Below are 1,190 nucleotides of genomic sequence, written 5' to 3' on the forward strand. Positions count from 1 at the left end.
GACAGGGAAACGGGGCTGCATTACAATTTGTACAGATTTTATGATCCGGATATCGGGAAGTTTATATCGGGCGATCCTATTTCGATCCGGGGCGGGATAAATCTTTATCAGTATGCGCCTAATCCGATAAGTTGGATCGATCCCTTTGGCTTATCTTGTGGAAAAGTTGGTAAAGTTGAATACAGAAATATTCAAAGAACGAAGGACTATACCGCGCGATTATTGAAAAATAGGTCTGACTTCAGGTATGTATCTAATTATTTGATTTCAAAATACAAAGCTAGCTTACGAGTTACAAAAGTAGATGCCTATGGCAATAAATATCGTTTTTTTGATGGTAAAGATATAAATGGCAATCGCATTGAGATAGAAATTGCGCATACAGGTCACAGATCTGTAAATGGTGGAATGGAACCACCTCATATGAAAGTTAAGACAAAAGATGCAAATAATAAAACCACTAATATAGATAAATATTTTCTTGAAGAGGATATTTATAGAATTTTGGATCAATAAATCATGAACCCACTGATAATTGAATTAAATGAACATGACTTTAATGAACGGATAAGTTCAATCTTCCCATTTATAAACAATGACATGACTAGTCCGCACAGGAAAGGGAAAGGTATAATAATAGAGTCAATGGAAAATATCTTGGTAAAAAATAATTTCAAGTTGAATTATCTACAGGTTGATGATTCTTTTGAAGATATACTTTCTTTTGATAGCAATGGCGGTCTTGAATATATTTATAATATGTTTTTTGAAAATATGACCTCATCATCTGATGTGTTATTTTTTACACCTTTTTTCTATACGAATAATGGAAGCAAAGGAATAGTTGTTAATTTCAATCAGTTACATTGTTTTCTTCTTGATAAATCTTCAAGGTATTATAAGAATGGGTTAGATGCTAGCAGTAATGACTTGTTTTTTTACTTATATGAAGAACGTAAGTTTTTTGGGATAGAACATAATAGCCCACCGTATTGGTTATCAGTATAGTTATATTCTCAATAGTATGAATAAAGCCGGGAAGGATTATTAAATTTTCTCGGCTTTTTTATTATTTAACCTTTGTTCAGCACACTAAACATTCCGTTCTTTATGCCCTTAACCACCTGTTCAGCCTTGTAAAGCTGTTCGCGCAGCTTCTGCTCCTCGTTACTGTCCGCCATCAGCACAAT

At 33.5% G+C, this 1,190-nt stretch carries 2 protein-coding genes; both read left to right on the forward strand.

The annotated features are described in order from the left end of the window. Positions 1-516: RHS repeat-associated core domain-containing protein (locus tag ACLJZ5_RS21985; RefSeq protein ID WP_410959028.1), on the forward strand; the 516-nt coding region annotated here is incomplete at its 5' end. Positions 517-519: 3 nt separating this feature from the next. Further along, a complete protein-coding gene (locus tag ACLJZ5_RS21990; protein WP_131040954.1) occupies positions 520-1,008 on the forward strand; it encodes a hypothetical protein in 489 nt (162 codons plus the stop codon). Positions 1,009-1,190: the final 182 nt, after the last annotated feature.

This window comes from Salmonella sp. 5800, from assembly GCF_046558195.1.
Classification (GTDB): Bacteria; Pseudomonadota; Gammaproteobacteria; order Enterobacterales; family Enterobacteriaceae; genus Salmonella; species Salmonella enterica.

Bases quoted from the DNA above. Each gene is read 5' to 3' on its own strand.
- ACLJZ5_RS21990 (WP_131040954.1), top strand. From the start codon at position 520: ATGAACCCACTGATAATTGAATTAAATGAACATGACTTTAATGAACGG.